This is a genomic window from Rathayibacter sp. AY1B6 (assembly GCF_002932755.1).
GTDB lineage: Bacteria > Actinomycetota > Actinomycetes > Actinomycetales > Microbacteriaceae > Rathayibacter.
The window spans coordinates 90,320-112,802 of sequence record NZ_PSWL01000004.1; the positions used below are offsets into that span (position 1 = coordinate 90,320).

Sequence of the window (22,483 nt, forward strand, 5' to 3'; positions counted from 1 at the left end):
CTCGTGTCCAGCACCCTTCCCCGCACCACTACCCGCGTCGTCCTCCCCGGGATCGTCGAGCCGTCCGGACTGCTCCTCGAGCAGGCACCGGTCGAGCCGCCGACGGCCGGCGAGCTGCTCGTCGCCGTCGAGGCCACCGGCATCTCGTTCGCCGAGCAGTCGATGCGCCGCGGCCGCTACGTCGCCCAGCCGCCGTTCCCCTTCACCCCCGGCTACGACCTCGTCGGCCGGGTCCTCGCGGTCGGACCCGGCGGCGACGCGTCGCTCGAGGGCCGCCGCGTCGCCGCGCTCACCAAGACCGGCGGCTGGACCGGGCACGCCCGTGTCGCCGCCCGCGACTGCGTGGTCGTCCCCGACGGAGTCGCCTCGGAGGACGCCGAGGCCGTCGTGGTCAACGGAGTGACGGCGTGGCAGATGCTGCACCGCTCGGCCCGGGTCTCCCGCGGCGACACGATCCTCCTGTTCGGCGCGAACGGCGGAGTCGGCGGCCTCGTGCACCGCCTCGCCCGCCTCGAGGGGATCCGCGTGATCGGCGCTGCCTCGCCCCGCCATCACGAGGCCCTCGGTGCTGCCGGAGTGGAGCCCGTCGACTACGCCGATCCCGACCTCGCTGCTCGCGTACGCGAGCTCGCTCCCGGCGGAGTGCAGGCCGTCTTCGACAACGTCGGCGGAGCGACGACCCGGCTGGCGTGGTCGCTGCTCGCACCCGGCGGCACCCTCGTCGCCTACGCGATCGTCAGCGCGAGCAGCGGGAGCATCTGGCCCCCGTTCCTCCGCCAGCTCGCACGGATCCAGGCATACCAGCTGGGCCCCAACGGCCGGCGCGCGGTCTTCTACGACCTCTGGGCGGGCCACTCGCTGCGGCCCGCGCGCTTCCGTGCGCGGCTCGAGGAGGACCTCGGCCGCGTGCTCGGACTCCTCGCCGACGGCTCCCTGACGGCCAACATCGCCGCCCGCTTCCCGCTCACGGGGATCGTCGAGGCGATGGAGCTCGCCGAGTCCCGGACGCTCGACGGCAAGGTGATCCTCCTGCCGTGACCGCAGCGCGGGTGCGCTCGGAGGCAGCCGAGGACGAGCCGCAGGAGAGGCGGCAGGCCGACCTACTCGAGGTTCGCCCGCGCCTCGATCCAGTCCGTCACGTCGTCGTCGAGACGCCCGGCGCCGTCCGTGCCGGGGGAGCCGACAGGCGGGCCGCCCGCGGCCGCCACCTCTGCGGCGATGCTCTCGGGCACCGTGTCGCCGTTGTTCTCGATCAACCACGTGCGGCTCCCGGGCGTCAGCCGCGACCACCACTGCTCCTGCGTCATGGGAGCAGTATGCGCTCGGGGAGGCGGCTCCGGAACGCCGACCGTCGCGGTCAGCGGATGCCCGCCCGGCGCAGATCGTCGGCCGGGGCCCCAGGCGTGCTGTCGCACGATCGCCGCGTGCGCGCGGGCCTTCATCCGGTTGCCGCACGTCGCCGTCGAGGAGGAAGAGGGTGCACTCGTCGTTCGCGCAGGCGCGGAGCCTCCCGGGGAGCCGGGCGACCAGGCCCGCGAGCCCGGCTACGGCCGCGGGCGTGCCCGACAACACGACGGCCCGCAGCGCGTCGCGTGCGGCCGCTCCGATCCGCGCCGCTCCTCAGCGGACGGTGGTGGCGGCGGTGTCGGCGTTGCTGCGGATCGACGGATCCGGAGTCCTCACGGAGAACGTGCTCGCGAGCGCTGTGCCCGTGCCTGCGCTCGTCGCCGTGACGGTGATCTTCTCGGTGGCCGTCCGTCCGTTTCCGAGGCTCGAGCGCTGGAAGACCACGGCGCTGCCGATGCGGGTGTACTTCCCCGTCGCGGAGACGAACCGCACCCCCGGTGGGAGGACCACCGTCGAGTAGACCGCCGTCGACGTGGAGGGTCCGGCGTTCTTCGTGATGAGCGTGTACGAGAACGTCCTGCCCTTCACGGCGGTGGTCGGAGCGGAGACGTCGACGCGCAGGTCGGCCTTCGCGGTCCCGGACGCGGGTGACACGGTGAGGGTGCTCTGCGCGGTCGCGGTTCCCGAGGTGCTGGCGGCCTTCACCGTGAAGCCGTAGCTGCCGGTCCTGGTCGGCGTGCCGGTGAGGCGCCCCGTCGGATCGAGGGTGAGACCCGGGGGCAGGGCGCCCGACGACACGGTCACGGCGGGCGTCGGAGTTCCGGCGACCGCGTAGGTGAAGTCGTAGGCCGAGCCGACGACGCCGGCCGCGACGGTTCCGCTGATCGTCGGCGCGACGGGTGCAGGAGCGGCGGCCTCGACGGTGATCCGCCGTGAGGCGGTGGTGGTCGTCCCGAAGGAGTTGGTCGCGGTGACGGTGATGTCGGAGGTTCCGGCTTCTGTCGGCGTGCCCGTCACGACCCCTGCGGGCGTGAGGGTCAGTCCGGGCGGGAGCGTCCCGCTGGCGAGGGTGTGGTCCGCGAAGCGCGCATCCCCTCCGAAGGCGAAGGAGAACGCGGTGCCGACCGTCGCCGTGGGAGGCGCGGCGGAGGTGAGGACGGGACGGGTCCCGGTGGCGAGGGTGAAGCCGTAGCCGGCGTCGATCGCGGTGACCCCCGTCAGTCCTGCGGGAACCGTGGACTGGCCGACCGCGTCGTCGCCCCAGGCGGCGACGGTGCCGTCCCTGCGGAGCGCGACGCTGTGCCCGTACCCGGCCGAGACCGCGATGACACCGGTCAGCCCGGCGGGGACGTCGCTCTCTCCGTCCCCGTCGCTCCCCTCGGCGACGACGCTGCCGTCGGCGCGGACGGCGAGGTCGTGGGTCCGTCCTGCCGCGACCGCGACGATGTCGGAGTAACCCGCGAAGGTGTCGTCGGGGCCGTCGTAACCCCAGCTCACGACGGTGCCGTCGCTCCTGACAGCGAGGGTGTGGAAGGACGCGGCGGAGATCGCCACGACGTCGTCCAGACCGGGAGGCGCCTCCAGCACTCGTCCCTGGTCGAATCCCCAGATCGCCACTGTCCCGTCGTCGCGGAGCGCGACGCTGTGGGTGCCGCTCGAGTCGATCGCGGTGACGCCGCTCAGCCCGGCCGGCGGCTCGGTGTACCGGTCATCCGGGGGGAAGAGCGGCGCGACGGTGCCGTCCTCGAGAAGCGCCAGAGAGGGGGACACGGCCGCGACGTCACGGAGGTCGTCCGCCGGGAAGGAACCGCCCTCGAGATTGTCACCCCAGACGGCCACTGTGCCGTCGCTCCTCGCCGCGACGCCGTAGTACTGGCCGGCCGCGATGGAGACCGCGTCGGTCAGATCCCCGGGGGCGCTCGCCCGACCGTCCTCGTCGTATCCCCAGCCCACGACGCGCCCGCCGGCGACGGGAGCGTCGGCCGCGTGAGCCGCGGCGGCCGTGGCGGTGAGCGGCCCGTCGAGGGAGGCGAGGCCGGTCCCGAGGAGGAGGGCTCCGGTGAGGAGCGCGAGCGGGCGGACAGTGCTTCGGAGGCGCATGGGGGTCTTCCGGTCGGGTCGGCCGTCGTCGGCCGCCCTGCGACCGTGACAGCTGCGAGCGCCGTGGGCAACGCCCTCTTCCGGCCACGTCCGGAAGAGGGCGCTCGGGCGGGCGTCCTTCGTCGGCCCCGCTCGGCTGATCCTGTTCACAACTCAGGAAGGATGAGGATCCGGCACCCGTTCCGCGCGGATCGCGGGGCCCTGGAGCAGATTCTTCCTGCGTTGTGAACACCGTCTGGACGAGGTCCGGCGTCGCCGATGCTCCGAAGCCCGGCTTCTCCCTCCTCAGGACCCGAACCCGGCTCCCGTCGGCTCCTCGGCGTTCCGGATGACGGTGAGCAGGAGGTCGTTCAGCTGCCGGGCGGCGGGGGCGCTCAGGCCGACGTCGCTGAGGTCGTTGGTCGCGAGAGCGACCGCGCGCGCCGCGGTGAGGACGCGCTCCCCGTCAGCGGTCGTGCGGACGGGGGTGCGTCGGCCCTTCCCGCGGACTCCGACACGCTCGATCAGCCCTCGCCGCTCCATGCCGTCGAGGACCTCGGACATCGTCTGCGGGCGGACGAAGACCGCGCGGGCGATCTCGGCCGAGGTCAGCTGCGCTCCGCCGGTGAGGCAGGAGAGGACGCCGAACTGCACCAGGCTCACGTCGTGCTCCGCGAGCCCGGCGGTGATGCGCGCGCCGATGATCCGCGCGACCTTGACCGCGTTCCAGCCGAGGACGGCCTCGAGTCCCTCGTCGTCGTCCACGCCGACATCCCTCCCGGGTGATTCAAAGAAACAGGAACCTGCTTCACGAGGTAGCCTGCAGGGATCTGCTTCTGCAGTCCCCTCCCTGGAGTGTGCACCACACCCCGGACCGCATCGATCCGACAGGACATCCCATGACCGGCACGCAGCTCCCCGACGACCGAGGCCGATGGGGCGCGGAGGACGAGCTCGGCACGCTCACCCTCATCGACGACGCCGCCCGGCGACGTGCCGCGGAGCAGGTGAGGACCGGCCGCTGGGTCTCGCTCGCCCTCCCCGTGGCTCCCGCGTCGATGCTGGGCGGCCCTTTCGCGCCCGCCGCTCCGCCGTCGCCCCCGGTGCAGCAGGCGCTCCTCTACACCGGCACCCCTCCGATGGGCATGTCCGAGGTGCTGATCGTGACTCCGCACCACCCGGCGATGACCCACCTGGACGCGTTCGCGCACCTGCCCGTCGACGACGGAGTCGTCTACCCGGGCCGGCCTCTCGCCGAAGCCGTCACCGCCGGCGGAGTGATGCACGGATCCACCAGCTCGTTCGCCGAGGGCATCGTCACGCGCGGAGTCCTCCTCGACCTCGCGCCGCAGGGGAGGCTGCCGGCGGCGCACGCGATCGTCGCCGCCGACCTCGACGCGGCCGAGCGCCGAGGAGGCGTCCCCCTGCAGTCCGGCGACGCGCTCGTGGTCCGCAGCGGGTGGGGCTTCTCCTGGGATTCGGAGGAGCAGGCCCCCGGCATGACCGTCGACGCCGTGACCTGGATGCACGAGCGGGGTGTGGCGCTCTACGCGGGGGACGTCGGCGACAGCTTCCCCCCGCACGATCCCGAGATGCCGATGCCGATGCACAGGGTCGCGCTCGCCCGGCTGGGCATGCCCCTGATCGACAGCGCGGACGTCGAGCGGCTCGCCGTGGTCTGCACCGAGCTGTCCCGCTGGTCGTTCCTGCTGAGCGTGGCCCCACCGCGCCTGCTCGGGCTCACCGGCGTTCCGGTCAATCCGATCGCCGTCTTCTGAGGTGCACCGCCGCCGCCCCGCGGATCGCCGCCGAGCCCCCCCGCTCGCCTCTCAGCGGCTGAGGAGGGCGACGAGGTCGGTCGCGATGCGGTGCTCGACGTCGGCCGGGACGGGCTGCACGACGGCGTCGAGGTCCGCGGTGACGACCGCGGCGAGGCTCCGGGCCTGCAGGGTCAGGCCGAGGTCCATCGCCTGGATCGGATTCCCGCCGGCGGCGGTGAGGTTGATCATCCGGCCGTTCTCGAGGCGGATGATCTGCTTGCCGTTCTTCAGGCGGATGCCCTGCCGGCGCCGGCCGTCGGCGAACTCGGTGGTCGACTCCGTGGCAGCCGCGAGGGCGTCTTCGTCGATCTCCCACGGGAAGTGGCCGACGCCGGCGATCACGGCGCCGTCGGCGAACGCGTCGATCTCCGCGGCGCCGATGACGCCGGGTGCTCCGGTGGCGGTGAAGACGAACTGCGCGTCCGAGAGGACGTCGGCGACGGGTCCGACGCGGTGGCCGCGGAGGATCGCCTGCAGCGAGCGGATCGGGTCGACGTCGGCGACGGAGACCCGCGCTCCGAGCTGGGCGAGGGTGTCGGCGACTCCGCGTCCGCACGGGCCGTAGCCGATGACCGCGGCGCGCGTGCCGGGGATCATGAGGTTCGTGGCGTTCATGAAGCCCTGGACGACGCTCTGGCCGACGCCGTACTCGTTCTCGACGATCAGCTTGAGGGGGGAGTCGTTGATGACGACGACGGGCCGGGGGAGGGTCGCGCTGCTCTCCCGCAGGCGGATGCCGCCGGTGGTGGTCTCCTCGGTGCCGCCGAGGTAGTGGTCCGGGACGCCGGAGTCGAGGAGCCGGAGGGTCAGGTCGGCGCCGTTGTCGAGGGTGAGGTCGGGATCGTGCTCGAGCACCTCCTCGATGTTGCGGAGGTGCTCCGCCTCGCCGTCGCTCTGCTTCGTGTGGACGCGCACATCGAGAGCGCGGAGGTCGTCGGCGACGTCGTCCTTCGTGGTTCCGGGAGAGCCCGTCAGAGCGATGTCCATCCCGGCCTCGACCAGGAGCGAGACGAGAGCGGCGGTCTTGGGCTCGACGTGGAGGCAGATCGCCAGCTTCTTCCCGGAGAGCACCGGAGCGAGCTCCTGGACCGCCTGCGCGGTGAGGGGCATGTGGTCCAGTGCCCAGCGGCTCGCCGGGTGGGAGAGGGAGGAGGAGGTCACCAGCGAAGGCTATCGGCGTCGTCGGGGCTCAGCAGGAGCGCTGAGGTGCGCCGGTGCTCGCCTTCGGCGGTCGCCGCGGCGCGAACGGCGCGCTCGACGCAGGAAGCACAGGAATGCCCCGATACCGAGAGCGGGCCCGACGGAGCGCCGACGCTACCCTGACGCCATGCGCCGCAGCCTCGACGACCGTCTCCGGAACCGCGACCGCGCCGGCTCCCCGGCCGTCGCGTCCACCTGATGGAGCGGCGACGGACGGACCGCTCGGAGCCGGTTCGCGAGTTCCGGCCCTCGAGGGCCCGGCAGAAGAACGAGTCGAGGCGTCTGCGACCGGTCGCTGTCCTTCCCGCGCTGGTCCTGCTGGCGGGGAGCGTCTGGGGAGTCGTGGCCGCCGACGACCGCGGTGCAGCGTCGGCCGTCTACCTCGGGCTGTTCGGCTTCGCCACCGCGGTGGCTCTGGTGATCGTCGGAGTCCTGGCGCTCCGCAACCGGCGGTTCCTCGCCACTGCGTCCCTCCGGATCTCGGACCGGGCGATCGAGTGCACGGACGCTCGAGGCAGGGTCGTGACCTTCGAGCGCGCCGACCCGTCGGTGAGGGCGCTGCTCGCGTGGGTGCCCGCCGGCCCGAACAGCGAGGGGATCCACCTGCCTCCCTCGCTCATCCTGTTCCTGTCGGACGGGACCCGGTCGCTGCGGCTCCGCGGGGCGGACTGGGAGATCGAGGATCTGCGGGCCGTCGTCGCCGCCGTGGAGACGCCGCTCGTGCCGACGGCGCGTGGAGTGCGCGCCGGTGGCCGGAGCGTGTGGGCGCGCCTGCTGGCCGGAGCCGCTCGCCGGCGGCAGATCGAGGCGCCGCCCGCCGCCGAGAAGACGTTGAGCCCCGCCGAGATCAACGAGCTGATCCCCGGGACGATGAGCGTCCGCGAGACCCGTCCGCTGACGTTCGCCCTCCTGGTCGGATCCGGCTCGGTGGCTCTCGTGCTGGGCGTCGTCGTCGGGGTCGCCCTCGTGGTGCCCGGGTAGCGGAGGAGGTCGGCCGCCGTGCGGGGGACCGCTGAGCGGGAGACGCGTGCGACAGGCCGCCGTGCCCGACCGGTGACCTCGCCGGGTGATCCCGCTCGCGCCCTAGGCTCCGTGCATGACACTCACCCAGGACTCCGGCTGGATCTGGTTCGGACTCGCGATCGTCACCGCCGGTCTCGCCGAGCAGAAGGGCCGCTCGCGCTGGCGCTGGTTCGTGCTGGGGCTGCTCCTCGGGCCGATCGCGACGGCCCTGGTCGTGCTGTGGGCGCGTCCGGAGGGCGGAGTGGCCACGGACGTGCGCTGGAACTTCGCGATCGGCGCCGGCGTCGCCGCGGCGGCGCTCGTCCTCGTCGCCGTGACCTCGGCCCTCTGGCTGCTGCTCGTCCCGGCGGCGGTCGCGGCGCTCGCCGCCGGGCTGCTCGCCTGGCTGAGCCGCCGCGTCCCCTACGAGCGCCTGCCCCGCTGAGGACCGCTGCCGCCTGGTCGAGCAACGGGGTCTCGAGATCCCGCGGAGTGGGCTCGCGGCCGCGTCACTCCTCGGATCGGATCGACGACCTCGCGCTGGTCGGCCGGGCGCGGCGTCGGCGTCAGCGTTCCGGCCAGGCCTCCCGCACCCCCGCATCCCCCTCCGGATACGCGTCGTGCGAGAAGCACAGCCGCACCCCCGACGCCTCCACCCGCTCGAGCAGCTCCGACGTCCGCTCGTGCGCCCGCGCATCGTCGCTGATGAACCGCGGCAGTCTCCGCAGGCGCCCGGACCAGCCGAGGAACTCCCGCCCCCACGCCGCGTCGCCGGCCACCAGCACGCGCCCCTCGACGATCACCCCCAGGTGTCCGCGCGCATGGCCCGGCAGCGGCACCACGAGCAGCGACCCGTCGCCGAACAGGTCGAATCCGGTCAACCCCGCGATCGTCGTCGCGGGCTGCTCGTCCGCCACGATCCCGGCCGCGAACCACGGCGGCAGCAGCGCGCGGAAGATCCCCTCCCGCACCCGGTTCCGCCGCACGGAGGCGATCTGGCCCGACGACAGCACGAACGTCGCGTCGGGGAACCAGCGCACCCCGCCCACGTGGTCCGGGTGCAGGTGGGTCAGCACCACGAACTCCACGTCGGCCGGGGTCAGTCCGAGCGCGAGCAGCCGCTGGTCGACGGTCTCGCCGTCCGCCACCGTCGCGGGCAGGATGCGCTCGTACAGCCTTCCGACGAGGCCCGTCCCGCGGAACGTCGGGGGGTAGCCCGTGTCCACGAGCACCCGTCGGCCGCTCGGGTGCGTGTAGAGGAAGACGTTCGAGGGGAAGACGCGGCGGGGGAGCCCCTTCCCCCGGAACACGCGGGACAGCGGGAAGACGGTGCTCCCACACGCCATCACCCGCAGCGACGACTCAGCCACGCGTCACCCTCAGGTGCTCGCCGACCCGGCGGATCCCCTCGGCCAGCGGCACGGTCGGCTCGTAGCCGAGCTCGGCCCGCGCCCGCGAGATGTCGAGGGTCTGCGCGTACGCGAGGGTCGCCACGGTGTAGCGGGTGAACGGCGGCTCGCGGCCGGGCAGCAGCCGGTAGACCCGCTCCAGGATCTCGGCGAGCCCGGTCAGCACGCGCAGGTCCACCCGGATGAAGCGCGGCTCCTCGCCCATCGCGGCGAAGAAGCGCTCGAGCAGGTCGCCGAGCGGAGCGGGCTCGCCGTTGGTGATGTTGTAGACGCCGCCGTCGGCCACGGGAGCGTCGGCCGCGAGGACCAGCGCGTGCGCGGCGTTCTCGACGCAGGTGATGTCGACGGGGTTCCGGCCGCCGTCGAAGAGGGGGATGCCGCGGCGGCGGCTGGCGGCGACGAAGCGGGGGAGGAGGCTGGGGTCGCCGACGCCGATCAGGCCGCGCGGGCGCAGGATCACGAGCTCGGGGATCCGGCCGGCGCGGTGCGCCTCCTGCAGCAGCCGCTCGGCCTCGATCTTGCTGCGGATATAGAGACTCATCCGGCTGCCGGTGTCGACCTCCTCCTCCCGCACCAGGTACTGGTGGCGGCGGGCGGAGTAGATGCTCGGCGACGAGACGAAGACGAAGCGGCGGATCCCGCAGCGCTCTGCCAGCGCGATCATCGCCTCCGTGCCCGCCACGTTCGCGCGCTCGAACTCGCTCCACGTGCCCCACGGGCTCGAGAGGGCGGCGGCGTGCACGAGGACGTCGGCCTCGACGGTCATCGCTCCCAGCTCGGCGAGGTCCGCGCGGAGGACCGACGCGCCCTCCTCCTCCAGCCGCGCCAGCGCCCCCGGGTCGCGTCCTGTGGCGAGCACGTCGTCACCCGCGGCCAGGAACTCGCGCACCGCGTAGCCGCCGAGGAAGCCCGTCGCCCCGGTGATCAGCACGCGTCGCTCAGCGGACATCGACGACCTCCAGGCCGCGCTTGCGGCCCCAGTACCAGAGCAGGATCCCGAGGTACCCGAGCGCCTTGCCCTTCCGGATCGACATGAGCACGACCGCGTGCCTGTCGAGCAGCGCCTCGCTCCGCCCGATCACCTGGCAGACCTTGAGGTGCAGCTCCAGATCCTCGTCGGTGTCGTCGATGCTCGAGCGCGGGAAGCCGTCGACCTGGAGGTACAGAGCGGCGTCGATCGCGAGGTTGCAGCCGGCGGCCATGAACATCCGGTACCGCTGGCCGGGGCGGCGGTAGAAGACGGCCGGCGCGTGCTCCATCAGGCGGATCAGCGCGGTGCCGAGCACGCCGTCGTACCAGCGGTAGACGGCCTCGTCCCGCCGCGGGGACAGGCGGCCGCCGACGAAGCGGGCGCCGCCGCGGAGATCGGCCTTGAGGCGCGCCACCCAGTCGGCGCCCGGCAGGCAGTCGGCGTCGGTGCGGGCGACGGCCGACGCGCCCTCAGCGATCGCATGGCGGAAGCCGGTGTCGGAGGCGGCTCCCGTGCCCTTCTGCGCCTCGTCGATCACGGCGACCTGCCGCTCCGGGCGTCGGCGGCGGAACTCCTCGATCACGGCGCGCGAGCCGTCGGTGCTGCCGTTGTCGACGAGCAGGAGGGTGAAGTCCGGATCGGTCTGGCGGGCGAGCGCGTCGAGGGCGCCGCCGAGCAGCTTCTCCTCGTCGAGGAAGGGCACGACCACCCAGAATCCGTGCGCGTCCATCCGTCCCCCGCTCCGGGACCATGGTGTCGGCGGGCGCCCGTGCCGTCAAACCGCGCCGAACAGTGCGCGCGGAGGTGCAGAGGCGCGCTATACAGGGATTCGCTCCGCACGTCCCGGGGCAGGAAGGGGCCCGCGTGCCCGACCTCCTCCCGCTCCGCGTCCTCGGCACGGGCGAAGCGCTGCCCGAGCGGATCGTCACGACCGCCGAGGTCGCCGCGCTCTGCGGCCTGCCCGCCGACGAGGCCGAGCGCCGCTCCGGCGTGCGCACCCGTCACTGGGTGACCGACGACGAGGACCCGCTCGAGCTCGGCCTGCTCGCCGCCCGCCGGGCGCTCGCCGCGGCCGGTCTCGACACGGTCGACGTGGTGCTCAACGCCTCGGGGACCCAGCTGCAGGCGATCCCGGACGGAGGCGCGCTTCTCGCCGCGGGTCTCGGCCTCGACGACGTCTCGGCGTACAGCGTCGGCGCCACCTGCCTGTCGTTCCTCTTCGCTCTGCAGGAGGCGGGCTTCCTCCTCGCCACCCACCGCGCCGACACCGTGCTCATCGTCTCGACCGACTGCGGCAGCCGCGGCATCGACCCGGGCCAGCCCGAGAGCGCTCTGCTCTTCGGCGACGCGGCCGCCGCCGTCCTGATCGGCCGCGCCGAGACTCCGGGCCAGGGCCTGGTCACCACGCACTTCCGCACCCGCTCGAGCGGCGTGCGCCACGCGGAGCTGCGCGGCTTCGGCTCGCGCATCCGCGTCGAGGAGGCGCCCGATCGGCTCGCCGACTTCCGCTTCGACATGCAGGGCAAGGCGCTGCTCGTCGACGCGCTGCGGCACTTCCCGGCGTTCCTCGAGGAGGTGCGTCCCGGCCTCTCGACCGGGCTCCCCGGCATCGACCGGGTGGTCCCGCACCAGACCAGCGCGGCCGGGCTCGAGGGCATGGCACGCCTGTGGGGCCGCGACCGGATGACGATCACGCTCGGCGAGGTCGGCAACACGATCGGCAGCGCGATCCCGCTGGCCCTGCACCGCTCGCGCGTGCAGCCGGGGGAGTCGGTGCTGCTGGTGGGCACGGGCGCGGGCACGCACTACGGCGCGGTGGTCCTGCAGGCGTAGGCGGCGTCTAGCCGAGGAGCGACAGGGCCGAGAGCCCGAGGAACGGGGCCGTCACCAGGAGGCAGATCGCGGCGGAGTGCCGGAACCCGTGGTCGGAGTCGCGCCCGCCGACCAGTCGGGTGAGCAGCCCTGTGACCAGCGGCGGGAGCAGGAACAGCAGCAGCCACGGAGCCAGGACGCCTGCGCTCGGCGCCGTCCAGTCGGGCTGGTCGTCGCGGTCCAGCGGAGGGAGCCGCACGAGGAAGAACGCGGCCGTCAGGACGAGGGACGGGAGGACGGACAGGCAGGTGAGCGTGATCGCGGTGAACCTCGCCCCGTCGTCCCGGGAGTACCGTGCCCGATCGGGATCGGGTGCCGGACCCCGGTCGGTGTCCTCGTCCCAGCCCGGACTGCTGAAGCGGATGCGCCCCATGAGGCGATCATCCCGTCTCCGGGCGGAGCCCTCGACCCGCGGAGGAGCTCACCCTCACGCGGCCGGCGCGAGTGCGACGGAGCCGAGCGACGGGTAGTCGGGGCCCTGGTAGTCCATCGCGGTGAGCGTGCGGATCTCCGGCATCGTCGCGGCCCCCGGGATCGGGATCTCCTGATCGGGCAGGTCCGGGTCCAGCGCGGCGATGTCGAAGGAGTAGCCGGCGGTGTCGACCCAGTTGCCGGAGGCGTCCTGGTCGAGCGCACCCTCCTTGAGGGACAGCCGGAGGTCGGAGGCGTCGCCGGTCGAGAAGCCGGTGAGGACCGCCCACGTCGATCCGTCCGCCCGGCGCTCGATCCGCACCGAGCCGGTCGTCGCGGTCTGCTGGCTGACGAAGTCTCCCGAGAGGGGGAGCTGCTGCTCGAAGGCGCTGAGCGGCGACGCCGCGGAGGGTGGTGCTACGGAGGACGTGGGCGGAACGCCGTCCGCCGCAGCCGACGGCCCTGCGGTCGGCTCCGCAGCGGTGCAACCGGAGAGCAGCAGCCCGCCCGCCAGCGCCGTGACCGTGACCGTGACCGCGAACCGTGTTCCGCTCATCCCCATGGAGCGATCCTGGCACGCGGTCGGCCGGCGCACGCGGGTGCTCTCACCCTCCGATGCGCCACCACCGCCGCCCGCCGCGGTCCAGGCGGACCCGAGCGCGAAGAGCGTCGGTGCTCCGTAGTGCTCCATCGTGGCGGCGACCCGGCGTCGTCCGGTCCGGGGGTTCAGGCCGAGGCGGTGCGACGCGCCCTCGAGGGTGTTGCCCTGCTGCATCAGGCGGAGGAGCGCCGACCACGGCTGCTGGTCCGCTCCCACCGGCTCCGCCCGCCGCCACAGCTCGTCGAAGGAGGCGCGCAGGATGTTCGCGAGGCCTTCGTGCCGGAGTCCCAGGACGCTCGTCGGCACCGCCTCTCCCCAGACGAACGGCAGCGCGATGGTGTCGCCGTCGACCCGGTCCCGGCGACCGCCCGGATGCGGCGGTCGATCCGCCGGCGCTCCTCCTGGAGCACGTCGAGGTGCCGCTCGAGAGCGAGCACCGGCTCCGTGTCGCGCCGCAGGATGCGCCCGATCTCGGGCAGCCCGAGGCCGAGGTCGGGCAGCAGCAGGCCAGTCGCGCCACCTCGTGCAGGGTCCACTCCTGCTCCACAGCGCGCTCCGTCTCCCCGTCGCCGGGGACTCCGGCCGCGAGGGAAGCGACGGTACGGGTCGACGCCGCGTCACGGTCACGTGCGCGGAACCGCTAGTGGGCGCCGCTCGGCCCCGTCTGCGCTCCGCGCCCGGCGACGAGCGTCAGCCGGGTCCGGATCGCGACGCTCACCGGTCGCCTTCGGCGAGGAACGCGCCGCGCGCTTCCAGCAGCCGCCGCAGGTGCCGGTCGAGCACCAGCCGCTCCACGATCCTCCCGAGGACGCCGAGCGGGGCGGAGTACTCCAGCCGGTCGATCATCACGGAGCCGGAGCCGGAGCCGGAGCCGTCGGGCTCGAAGCGGTGCTCGTGGCGGAACGCGGCGAAGGGCCCGCGGGTCTGCTCGTCGACGAAGGAGTGCGGGGCGTCGAGCGCGGTGACGGTGCTGGTCAGCCGGAGCGGGACGCCGAAGTGCCGGGCGCTCCAGGTCACGTGCTCGCCGAGCCCGATCAGCCCGGTGGTCGTCCCGGACACCGCGCGCTCGCGGGCGCCGGACTGCGAGCGCGTGTGCAGGTCGATGTCGCGCGCCCGGTCGAACATCTCGGCGGCCGGGCGGGGGGAGCGGGTCACGACCTGGAGGAGCACGGTGTCGATCCTGCCCGCTCCGCCTGCCGCCTGCCGGGAGCGCGCCGGTCCGCCCACCTCACCAGCTCGTCACCACCGTCCGCGTGATCACCCACCCCTCGTCGCGGCGGACGAGACGGCTCGTCAGCTGGAGGCGCCAGGTCGCGTGCAGGCGGCCGATGGTCGCCTCCGTGATCGTGCGGGAGGTGAGCACCGGGTGCGCGGCGCCGCCCGAGAGGGCGCTCTCGACGTGGTCGATCTCGTGGTACTCCTTGCGCGCCTCGTCGATGTCGGCGAGCCACTCCTCCCGGGACTGCACGAGGCCGGTGGGGTGCTCGATCACGAAGCGCTCGTCGAGCAGCGCCTCGAGCGCGGGCAGGTCCACCAGCTCCAGCGCGTCGAAGAGGGCGGCGTGCACGGCGGCCGGGCCGTCGTCCTCGAGGTCGTCGCCCCTGCCGGCGGTCCCGTCGTCGCTCATGCGGGCGGCCCCGTCGTCGCCCGGCGGACGAGCTGGGTCGGCAGCTGCACGTGCAGCGAGCGCGGCTCGCGCCCGGCCATCAGGGCGATCAGCATCTCGGCCGCGGTCGCACCGAGGGTCTGCATCGGCTGGCGGATCGTCGTCAGCGGCGGGTCGAAGCGCGCGGCCTCGGGCACGTCGTCGAAGCCGATCACCGACAGGTCGTGGGGCACGGCGAGGCCCAGGTGCGCGGCGGTCTCGATGATCGCGAGCGCCGAGACGTCGTTCGCAGCGAAGACCGCGGTCGGCCGGTCGGGCAGCGACAGGAGCGAGGAGGCGGGCCGCCGAGCGGTGTCGCGGTGGTAGTTGCCCACGCGCAGCAGCCGATCGTCGAAGGTGATGCCCGCCTCCGCCAGCGCCGCCCGGTAGCCGGCCTCGCGCAGCCGCGCCGAGCGCAGGTCGCCGCGGCCCGCGACGAAGCCGATGCGGCGGTGCCCGAGGGCGACGAGGTGGCGGACGGCGAGCAGGGCGCCGCCGAAGTTGTCGGACTCGACGGTCGGCAGGTCGGCGCGGCCGGTGTGAGGGTCGACGGCGACGAGCGGGATGTCGGAGGGGGCGCTCACCACGCTCGGCGTCACCATGATCGCGCCGTCGATGAGGGTGCCGCTGAGCCGGCTCAGCGAGCGCCGCTCCCAGCCCTCCTGCTCGCCCTCGTGGGAGCCGGAGTAGGCGAGCAGGTCGAACCGCGACTCCGCCAGCACCGACCCCACGCCCTTCAGGATCTCGGCGCTGAACGGCTCGAACCCGGCGACGAGCACGCCGATCACGCCTGTGCGCCGGGAGCGCATGCTGCTCGCGACGAGGCTCGACTCGTAGCCGAGCTCGCGCACGACCTCGAGAACGCGGGTGGCGGTGGAGGGAGCGATGCCGTAGCGGCCGTTCACGGCCTTCGACACCGTCGCCACCGAGACGCCGGCGGCAGCGGCGACGTCGTGGATGGTCGGTCGGGTGGTCATGTGGCCGACTGTAACCCGTGCTTCGAAAACCATTTCGAAAACGTTTGACCACTTTCGCAACCCCTGCGGACACTGACTCCACCCGCGAAGGCGGGAACCCCCACGGCGCCGGTGCACCAGGCGGCGCCCTCGATGAAGAGAACGGTTGGACGATGAAGTTCAGGAAGATCGCAGTGGCGACAGCAGCCCTGCTCGGCACGGTCGCGGCCCTCACCGGCTGCTCGGCCCAGGATTCGGGATCGAGCGACGGCACCGTCGCGATGACCCTCTGGCAGAACTCGACCACGGGCCCCGGCCAGGAGTTCTGGGACAAGACGATCGCGGACTTCGAGGCCGCGAACCCCGGAGTGACCATCGAGTCGCAGGCCATCCAGAACGAGGACCTCGACGGCAAGCTCCAGACGGCGCTCAACTCGGGCGACGCCCCCGACGTCTTCCTCCAGCGCGGAGGCGGCAAGCTCGCCGCCATGGTCGCGGGCGGACAGCTCAAGGACCTCACCGGAGGCATCTCCGACCAGGCGCGGAGCGAGATTCCCGAGGGCTCGTTCTCGGCGAACACGCTCGACGACAAGGTCTGGGCGATGCCGGTCGCGGTCCTCCCGGGCGGCCTCTTCTACAGCCAGGACGTGTTCACCGCCGCCGGAGTCACCGAGACCCCGAAGACGATCGACGAGCTCGACTCCGCGATCACGAAGATCAAGGGCAGCGGAGCCCAGGCCGTCGCGCTCGGCGCGAAGGACGCCTGGCCCGCCGCGCACTGGTACTACTTCTTCGCGCTGCGCGAGTGCAGCGCCGACACCATGGCCGAGGCGGCCGACACCAAGGACTTCTCGGACGACTGCTGGGTCCGCGCGGGCGAGGACCTGCAGGACTTCGCGGCGACCGAGCCGTTCAACGAGGGCTTCCTCACCACCGCCGCCCAGCAGGGCGCGGGCAGCTCGGCCGGACTCCTCGCCAACCACCAGGCGTCGATGGAGCTCATGGGCGCCTGGGACCCGGGCGTGATCGCCTCCCTCACCCCCGACGAGAAGCCGCTGCCCGACCTGGGCTGGTTCCCCTTCCCCGAGATCGACGGCGGCGACGGCGAGGCCGGCGCGATCATGGGCGGCGTCGACGGCTACTCCTGCTCCGCGGGTGCTCCCGACGAGTGCGTCGACTTCCTCAACTACCTGGCCACCTCCGACGTGCAGAAGGAGTACTACGCGGCCTTCAACGCGCCCCCGGTGAACACCGTGGCGCAGGAGGCGGTCACCGAGCCGTACCTGCAGCAGATCCTCGAGGCCTACAACTCGGCCCCGTACGTCTCGCAGTGGCTCGACACCGTCTACGGCCTCAACGTCGGCAACGCGCTGAACGTCGGAGTCGTCGACCTGCTGGCCGGCAAGAGCGACCCCGAGCAGCTGGTCGAGGCCGTCAACGCCGCCGCGGCGAAGGCCTAGCCACCATGGCACTCCGCGAGAGCCCGCTCCTCGGAGTGGATGAGCCCCGCGGGGCCGCGCGCACCGGAGGCGTCACCTCGACGCCTCCGGTGCGCCGGCGCCGCCGCAGCGTGGGCTGGGCGGGCCGCTTCGAGATCGCGCTCCTGGTCGGCCCGGCGCTGATCGTCTTCCTCGCCTTCGTGATCTTCCCGGTCGTGATGGCGGCCTACTACGGCTTCTTCAGCTGGCAGGGCTACGGAGTGCCGACGGACTTCGTCGGCTTCCGCAACTACCTGACGATCCTGCAGGACCCCACCTTCCACGACGCCCTCGCGCACAACGGCATCATCGTGGTGCTCTCGCTCGTGCTCCAGGGGCCGGTCGCGATCCTCCTGGCGCTGCTGCTGAACCGCAAGCTGCGCGGGCAGTCGATCATCCGCGTCCTGATCTTCGTGCCGTACGTGATCTCGGAGGTCGTCGTCGGCACGGGATGGAGCCTGATGCTCCAGACCAGCGGCGCGGTCAACGGCCTGCTCGAGAAGGTCGGCCTCGGCGCGCAGAAGCAGGACTGGCTCTCGGATCCGGCGATCGCGATCTGGACGCTGATGCTGATCATCACGTGGAAGTACATCGGCTTCGCCGTGATCCTCTTCCTCGCGGGCCTGCAGGGCATCCCCGAGGAGCTGTCCGAGGCCGCGGCCATCGACGGCGCCTCCTACTGGCAGGTGCAGCGGCGGATCACCCTGCCCCTGCTCGCGCCGACTCTGCGGATCTGGGCGTTCCTGTCGATCATCGGCGCACTGCAGCTGTTCGACCTCGTCTACATCATCTGGGGCCAGTACGTGTCCTCGACCGCGGGCACCTCGACCATGGCGATCTACCTGGTCACCAACGGCCGCAACGCCGGCAACTACGGGTACGGGAACGCCGTCGCAGTGGTCCTGTTCCTGATCTCGCTCGTGGTGGCGCTGATCTACCAGCGCTTCGTGCTCCGGCGCGACACGGCGGGCGCACTGACGGGAGACAAGCGATGACCGGCACGACGATGACGGCCCCGCCGATCACTCCGGAGACCCCTCGGCCTCTCGCGGTGAAGCGGCGCCGGCAGCCCCTGGGCCGCGGCACCACGATCGCCTACGTCGTGGCGATCGTCGTGATCGCGCTGATGCTCGCCCCGGTGGCGTACATCATCCTCGGCGGCTTCCGCACGAACGCGCAGATCACCACCGACCCGGCCGGCCTGCCCTCGCCCTGGAACGTGCAGAACTACCTCGACGTGATCACCGGCGGCGTCTTCTGGCAGGAGGTCGGCAACTCCACCATCGCCGGCCTCGCGACGACGCTCGGCGTGGTCGTGCTCGGCCTGATGGCGAGCTACGTCCTGGCCCGGTACGACTTCACCGGCCGGGGCGTGTTCTACGCGCTCTTCGCCGCCGGCCTGATGTTCCCGATGACGGTGGCGATCACTCCTCTCTACCTGGTGATCAAGAGCCTCGGCCTGATGAACTCGCTCGCCGGAGTGGTGCTGCCGCAGATCGCGTTCGGCCTGCCGACCACGATCATCATCCTGGTGCCGTTCCTCCGCGCGATCCCGGACGAGATCCAGGAGGCGGCCTTCATCGACGGCTGCAGCCGGATCGGCTTCTTCTTCCGGATGGTCGTGCGCCTGGCGATGCCCGGCGTGATCACCACGGGGATCCTCGCGTTCATCGCGAGCTGGAACAGCTATCTGCTGCCCCTGTTCATCCTCAACAACGAGTCCACCTTCACGCTCCCGCTCGGAGTGCAGGCGTTCTCGTCGCAGTACTCGGTCGACACGGCGAAGGTGCTCGCCTTCGTGTCGCTGTCGATGATCCCGGCGCTGATCTTCTTCAGCGTCTTCGAGCGCCGCATCGTCGGCGGGCTGACGGGGGCGGTGAAGGGATGAGCGGATCGCTCCGCCCGTCCGCCGCGTCCCCCGTCCCGTCCGCACCCGTCGCCCCACCCGCAGAGAGGGTCGCACCGTGACCGCACCGCACGCACCAGAGGAGCCCCAGGCCCCGTCCGCCCGCACCACCGAGCTTCTGGGCCGGATGACGCTGGAGGAGAAGCTCTCCCAGCTGGTCGGCTACTGGGTCGACCAGGGCGGCGAGGTCGTCGCCCCGCTCGCCGGGGAGATGGCCACCTCGACCGGATACGCCGAGGCGACCCGCGAGGGGATCGGCCAGCTGACCCGCGTCTACGGTACGCGCCCCGTCGATCCGCTCGAGCGCGCCCGATGGCTGTGGGCGGAGCAGCGCCGCCTCGTCGAGGAGACGCGGCTGGGCATCCCGGCGATCGTCCACGAGGAGTGCCTGACCGGGCTCGCCGCCTGGCAGGCCGCGACGTTCCCGACTCCGCTCGCCTGGGGCGCCTCCTTCGACCCCGAGCTCGTGGCCGAGCTCGGCGCCGTGATCGGCGGCTCGATGCGCGAGCTCGGGATCCACCAGGGCCTGGCGCCCGTGCTCGACGTGATCCGCGACCCCCGCTGGGGCCGGGTCGACGAGTGCATCGCCGAGGACCCGTACGTCGTCGGCACGATCGGCACCGCGTACGTGCAGGGGCTGCAGTCCACCGGCGTCGACGCGACGCTGAAGCACTTCATCGGCTACTCCGCCTCCCGCGGCGGCCGCAACCACGCGCCGGTGCACGCCGGACCGCGCGAGATCGCGGACGTGCTGCTGCCGCCGTTCGAGATGGCGATCCGCGACGGGGGCGCCCGCTCGGTGATGAACTCCTACGCCGAGATCGACGGGGACCCGGTCGGAGCGACGCCCGCCTACCTCACGGGCGTGCTGCGCGAGCGCTGGGGCTTCGACGGCGTGGTCGTCGCCGACTACTTCGCGGTCGCGTTCCTCCACCTCATGCACGCGGTCGCCGCCGACCTGGGCGAGGCGGCCGAGCTGGCGCTCGCCGCGGGGATCGACGTGGAGCTGCCCACCGGTGACGCGTTCCTCGCTCCGCTGGCCGCGCGCATCCGGGCCGGAGAGGCCGACGAGGCGCTCGTCGACCGGGCCGTGCTGCGGGTGCTCGCGCAGAAGGAACGGCTCGGCCTGCTCGACGCGCGCTTCGACGACGCCCCCGAGTCGATCGACCTCGACTCGCCGGCCCACCGCGACATCGCCCGCCGACTGGCCGAGGAGTCGGTGGTGCTGCTCGCCAACGACGGCGTCCTGCCGCTCGCCCCGCAGCGCCGCCTCGCCCTGATCGGCCCCAACGCCGACAGCGCGCCCGCCCTGATGGGCTGCTACTCCTTCGCCAACCACGTGCTGGCGCACCACCCGGGCGTGCCGCTCGGTTTCGAGATCCCGACCGTCGCGGACGCGCTGGCGGCCGAGTTCGGCCCGGCCGAGCTGCTGCTCGCCGAGGGCTGCTCGGTCGAGGGCGACGACGCCTCCGGGATCGCCGAGGCGGTCCGGGCGGCCGCCGACTCCGACGTGGCGATCGTGGTCGTCGGCGACCGGGCGGGCCTGTTCGGCCGCGGCACGGTCGGCGAGGGCAACGACGTCGAGAGCCTCGAGCTCCCCGGGCGCCAGCGCGAGCTGGTCGAGGCCGTCGTGGCGACCGGGACCCCGGTCGTGCTCGTGCTGCTGACCGGCCGCCCCTACGCCGTGGGCTGGGCGCTCGACGGACCGGCGGCTCCCGCCGCGGTGCTGCAGGCGTTCTTCCCGGGGGAGGAGGGCGCCGGCGCGATCGCGGGCGTCGTCTCGGGCCGGGTCGACCCCTCCGGCCACCTGCCGGTCTCGCTGCCGCGCTCCGCCGGGGCGCAGCCGTTCTCGTACCTGCACCCGATCCTCGGCGGGCCGTCGGACGTGACCTCCGCCGACAGCACGCCGGTGCGGCCGTTCGGCCACGGGCTCTCCTACACGACCTTCGCCCGGACGGAGCTGGCGGCCGAGGAGTCCGCCCCGACGGACGGCTCCTTCACGGCGACCGTGCGCGTGCGCAACACGGGCGAGCGGGCGGGCACCGACCTGGTGCAGCTCTACGCCCGCGACGTGTTCGCGAGCGTGACCCGGCCGGTGGCGCAGCTGCTCGGCTACGCGCGGGTCGCGCTCGAGGCGGGCGAGGAGGCGGAGGTCCGCTTCGAGGTCCCGGCCGCGCGCCTGGCCTTCACCGGCCGCGAGGGCGTTCGGATCGTGGAGCCCGGCCGCATCGAGCTGTGGGTGGGCCCGGACTGCGCGACGCGCGAGACGGAGGCGGCGCTCGAGCTGGTCGGCCCGGCCGCCGCCGTCGACGCCTCCTCGCAGCGCCTCGTCGGCACCCGGGTCCAGCGGGCGGGAGCGGGCGTCCCGGCCTGACCCCGTTCACAACGGAGGAAGGATCGCTTCGGCGTCCCGTGGATCCGCGGATCCCGGAGCCCGCGGGGCGATCCTTCCTCCGTTGTGAACAGGTCGGGGCTCCGGCCCGTCCCGGTGCGGCCCGGCCCGGCCCGGCCCGGGCGCGGTTCGAGCGCGGTTCCGGCATCGCTCCGGTGACGGGTCGGCGGGCGGGAGCGGGCGTTCCGGCTCATCCCGTTCAGGACTCCGGGCGATCGCTCCGCTGGCCCGTGGATCCGGGTGCCCGCGGGGCGATTCCTCCTGCAGTGTGAACACGGCCCGGCCTCGTCTCCGCCTCGATACGGCCCGGGCCCCACCCCCGGGCCAGGGCCCCGGCCCGACGTCGACCACTCCTGGGCGCAGTCCCGGCCCTGCTCCGAGCGACGGGCTCAGCGTGCGGAGCGGGCGTTCCGGCCTGATCCCGTTCGTAACGGAGGAAGAACTGCTTCGGCGGGCCGTGGATCCGCGGATCCCGGTGCCCGCGGGGAGATCCTTCCTCCGTTGTGAACACGGCGCGGCCCGAGCGGGGGTTCGCATCACTCCAACGACGGGTTCGGCGGGCGGCAGCGGCCGTTCACGCTCGAGTCCGTTGAGGACTCAGGACGGATCGCTCAGGCGGCCAGTGGATCGGAGGGCCTGATCGTGTTCAGAACTCAGGACCGATCGCTTCAGCCGCCCGTGGATCCGCGGATCCTGGTGCTCGCGAGGAGATCCGTCCTGCATGGTGAACATGTCACGGCGTCGGCAGGGCGCGGGCGCGGTCGGGGTACTGCTCTGGCGCGGCTCCGTCGGGCGCGGCAGGCTGGGGGGATGAGCGACGACGCGAAGCAGACCCTCCTCCGCTACCTGCAGGAGGGGCGGGACGCCCTGCTGCAGAAGCTCGACGGGCTCGACGAGTACGACGTGCGGCGGCCGATGGTCGCGACGGGCACGAACCTGCTGGGCCTGGTGAAGCACGTGGCGAGAACCGAGGCGGGCTACCTCGGCGCCGTGTTCGGGCGGCCGTTCGCGGAGCCGATGCCGTGGATGGAGGACGAGTCGGAGCCGAACGCGGACATGTGGGCGACGGCCGACGAGTCGCTGGCCGATGTCGTCGCGCTGTACCGCCGCGTGTGGGCCCACTCCGACGCGACGGTCGCGGCCCTCCCGCTCGACGCTCCCGGGCAGGTCCCCTGGTGGACGGGCCGCGACGTGACGCTGCACCGGATCCTCGTCCACATCACCGCGGAGACGCACCGGCACGCGGGTCACGCCGACATCGTCCGCGAGCTGATCGACGGGCGGGTCGGGCTCCGGACGCCCGGTGACAACCTCCCGCCGGTGCCCGAGGAGTGGTGGCCGGAGTACCGGGAGCGCCTCGAGTCGCTGGCGCGCGCCGTCCGCGACCGGGGCTGA

At 73.1% G+C, this 22,483-nt stretch carries 22 protein-coding genes; 10 read left to right on the plus strand and 12 right to left on the minus strand.

What is annotated here, in order from left to right; translation table 11 throughout:
• Nucleotides 1-3 precede the first annotated feature (3 nt).
• Complete coding sequence (locus tag C5D08_RS03155) at nucleotides 4-1,038, plus strand: zinc-binding dehydrogenase (RefSeq protein WP_104275777.1); 1,035 nt, start codon at nucleotides 4-6, stop codon at nucleotides 1,036-1,038.
• Between the two features lie 62 nt (nucleotides 1,039-1,100).
• Here the strand turns inward: C5D08_RS03155 and C5D08_RS03160 are convergent, their stop codons facing one another.
• From C5D08_RS03160 to C5D08_RS03170, 3 genes are all read right to left on the minus strand, one after another.
• Nucleotides 1,101-1,307, minus strand: coding sequence for a hypothetical protein (locus C5D08_RS03160; RefSeq protein WP_104275778.1), 207 nt, complete (start codon nucleotides 1,305-1,307; stop codon nucleotides 1,101-1,103).
• Between the two features lie 313 nt (nucleotides 1,308-1,620).
• Complete coding sequence (locus tag C5D08_RS03165; RefSeq protein WP_104275779.1) at nucleotides 1,621-3,447, minus strand: putative Ig domain-containing protein; 1,827 nt, start codon at nucleotides 3,445-3,447, stop codon at nucleotides 1,621-1,623.
• A gap of 285 nt (nucleotides 3,448-3,732) precedes the next feature.
• On the minus strand, nucleotides 3,733-4,191 hold the full coding sequence (locus C5D08_RS03170) for a MarR family winged helix-turn-helix transcriptional regulator (protein ID WP_104275780.1): 459 nt from the start codon (nucleotides 4,189-4,191) through the stop codon (nucleotides 3,733-3,735).
• Nucleotides 4,192-4,325: 134 nt separating this feature from the next.
• Here C5D08_RS03170 and C5D08_RS03175 point away from each other — a divergent pair, with 134 nt between their 5' ends.
• Complete coding sequence (locus C5D08_RS03175) at nucleotides 4,326-5,204, plus strand: cyclase family protein (protein ID WP_104275781.1); 879 nt, start codon at nucleotides 4,326-4,328, stop codon at nucleotides 5,202-5,204.
• A 51-nt stretch (nucleotides 5,205-5,255) separates the two neighbouring features.
• On the opposite strand, the gene C5D08_RS03180 is transcribed toward C5D08_RS03175, so the two are convergent.
• Nucleotides 5,256-6,407: an adenosylhomocysteinase gene (locus C5D08_RS03180; RefSeq protein WP_219815139.1), complete on the minus strand. Its 1,152-nt coding sequence runs from the start codon at nucleotides 6,405-6,407 to the stop codon at nucleotides 5,256-5,258.
• A gap of 237 nt (nucleotides 6,408-6,644) precedes the next feature.
• On the opposite strand from C5D08_RS03180, the gene C5D08_RS03185 reads away from it, so the two are divergent.
• Nucleotides 6,645-7,427 carry a hypothetical protein gene (locus tag C5D08_RS03185; protein WP_104275782.1) on the plus strand — a complete coding sequence of 261 codons (783 nt, stop codon included), beginning with the start codon at nucleotides 6,645-6,647 and terminating at the stop codon, nucleotides 7,425-7,427.
• Nucleotides 7,428-7,542: 115 nt separating this feature from the next.
• The gene (locus C5D08_RS03190; RefSeq protein WP_104275783.1) at nucleotides 7,543-7,893 is read left to right on the plus strand and encodes a hypothetical protein; all 351 of its coding nucleotides are present in this window, start codon (nucleotides 7,543-7,545) and stop codon (nucleotides 7,891-7,893) included.
• Nucleotides 7,894-8,014: 121 nt separating this feature from the next.
• On the opposite strand, the gene C5D08_RS03195 is transcribed toward C5D08_RS03190, so the two are convergent.
• The 3 genes from C5D08_RS03195 to C5D08_RS03205 are packed head-to-tail and all read right to left on the minus strand — an operon-like array spanning nucleotide 8,015 to nucleotide 10,557.
• The gene (locus tag C5D08_RS03195; RefSeq protein ID WP_104275784.1) at nucleotides 8,015-8,818 is read right to left on the minus strand and encodes an MBL fold metallo-hydrolase; all 804 of its coding nucleotides are present in this window, start codon (nucleotides 8,816-8,818) and stop codon (nucleotides 8,015-8,017) included.
• The gene (locus tag C5D08_RS03200) at nucleotides 8,811-9,806 is read right to left on the minus strand and encodes an NAD(P)-dependent oxidoreductase (RefSeq protein ID WP_104275785.1); all 996 of its coding nucleotides are present in this window, start codon (nucleotides 9,804-9,806) and stop codon (nucleotides 8,811-8,813) included. The genes C5D08_RS03195 and C5D08_RS03200 overlap by 8 nt, the downstream gene beginning before the upstream one ends.
• Nucleotides 9,796-10,557: a glycosyltransferase family A protein gene (locus C5D08_RS03205; protein ID WP_104275786.1), complete on the minus strand. Its 762-nt coding sequence runs from the start codon at nucleotides 10,555-10,557 to the stop codon at nucleotides 9,796-9,798. The genes C5D08_RS03200 and C5D08_RS03205 overlap by 11 nt, the downstream gene beginning before the upstream one ends.
• A gap of 134 nt (nucleotides 10,558-10,691) precedes the next feature.
• On the opposite strand from C5D08_RS03205, the gene C5D08_RS03210 reads away from it, so the two are divergent.
• Nucleotides 10,692-11,660, plus strand: coding sequence for a 3-oxoacyl-ACP synthase III family protein (locus C5D08_RS03210; protein ID WP_219815140.1), 969 nt, complete (start codon nucleotides 10,692-10,694; stop codon nucleotides 11,658-11,660).
• Nucleotides 11,661-11,667: 7 nt separating this feature from the next.
• Here C5D08_RS03210 and C5D08_RS03215 read toward each other — a convergent pair whose 3' ends face one another.
• The 5 genes from C5D08_RS03215 to C5D08_RS03235 form a co-directional block, all read right to left on the minus strand.
• Nucleotides 11,668-12,072, minus strand: coding sequence for a hypothetical protein (locus C5D08_RS03215; RefSeq protein WP_104275788.1), 405 nt, complete (start codon nucleotides 12,070-12,072; stop codon nucleotides 11,668-11,670).
• A 54-nt stretch (nucleotides 12,073-12,126) separates the two neighbouring features.
• The gene (locus C5D08_RS03220; RefSeq protein ID WP_104275789.1) at nucleotides 12,127-13,017 is read right to left on the minus strand and encodes a hypothetical protein; all 891 of its coding nucleotides are present in this window, start codon (nucleotides 13,015-13,017) and stop codon (nucleotides 12,127-12,129) included.
• Nucleotides 13,018-13,425: 408 nt separating this feature from the next.
• Nucleotides 13,426-13,881, minus strand: coding sequence for an SRPBCC family protein (locus tag C5D08_RS03225; RefSeq protein ID WP_308471622.1), 456 nt, complete (start codon nucleotides 13,879-13,881; stop codon nucleotides 13,426-13,428).
• A 58-nt stretch (nucleotides 13,882-13,939) separates the two neighbouring features.
• Nucleotides 13,940-14,338, minus strand: coding sequence for a nuclear transport factor 2 family protein (locus C5D08_RS03230; RefSeq protein ID WP_104275790.1), 399 nt, complete (start codon nucleotides 14,336-14,338; stop codon nucleotides 13,940-13,942).
• Complete coding sequence (locus C5D08_RS03235; RefSeq protein ID WP_104275791.1) at nucleotides 14,335-15,333, minus strand: LacI family DNA-binding transcriptional regulator; 999 nt, start codon at nucleotides 15,331-15,333, stop codon at nucleotides 14,335-14,337. The genes C5D08_RS03230 and C5D08_RS03235 overlap by 4 nt, the downstream gene beginning before the upstream one ends.
• 152 nt (nucleotides 15,334-15,485) lie before the next feature.
• Between C5D08_RS03235 and C5D08_RS03240 the strand changes: the two genes are divergently transcribed.
• The 5 genes from C5D08_RS03240 (at nucleotide 15,486) to C5D08_RS03260 (ending at nucleotide 22,483) form a co-directional block, all read left to right on the plus strand.
• On the plus strand, nucleotides 15,486-16,772 hold the full coding sequence (locus C5D08_RS03240) for an ABC transporter substrate-binding protein (protein ID WP_104275792.1): 1,287 nt from the start codon (nucleotides 15,486-15,488) through the stop codon (nucleotides 16,770-16,772).
• Between the two features lie 5 nt (nucleotides 16,773-16,777).
• The gene (locus C5D08_RS03245) at nucleotides 16,778-17,785 is read left to right on the plus strand and encodes a carbohydrate ABC transporter permease (protein WP_104275793.1); all 1,008 of its coding nucleotides are present in this window, start codon (nucleotides 16,778-16,780) and stop codon (nucleotides 17,783-17,785) included.
• A complete protein-coding gene (locus C5D08_RS03250; RefSeq protein WP_104224899.1) occupies nucleotides 17,782-18,678 on the plus strand; it encodes a carbohydrate ABC transporter permease in 897 nt (298 codons plus the stop codon). Before C5D08_RS03245 ends, C5D08_RS03250 begins: the two co-directional genes overlap by 4 nt.
• Before the next feature lie 145 nt (nucleotides 18,679-18,823).
• Complete coding sequence (locus C5D08_RS03255; protein WP_104275794.1) at nucleotides 18,824-21,070, plus strand: glycoside hydrolase family 3 N-terminal domain-containing protein; 2,247 nt, start codon at nucleotides 18,824-18,826, stop codon at nucleotides 21,068-21,070.
• A gap of 828 nt (nucleotides 21,071-21,898) precedes the next feature.
• A complete protein-coding gene (locus C5D08_RS03260) occupies nucleotides 21,899-22,483 on the plus strand; it encodes a DinB family protein (protein ID WP_104275795.1) in 585 nt (194 codons plus the stop codon).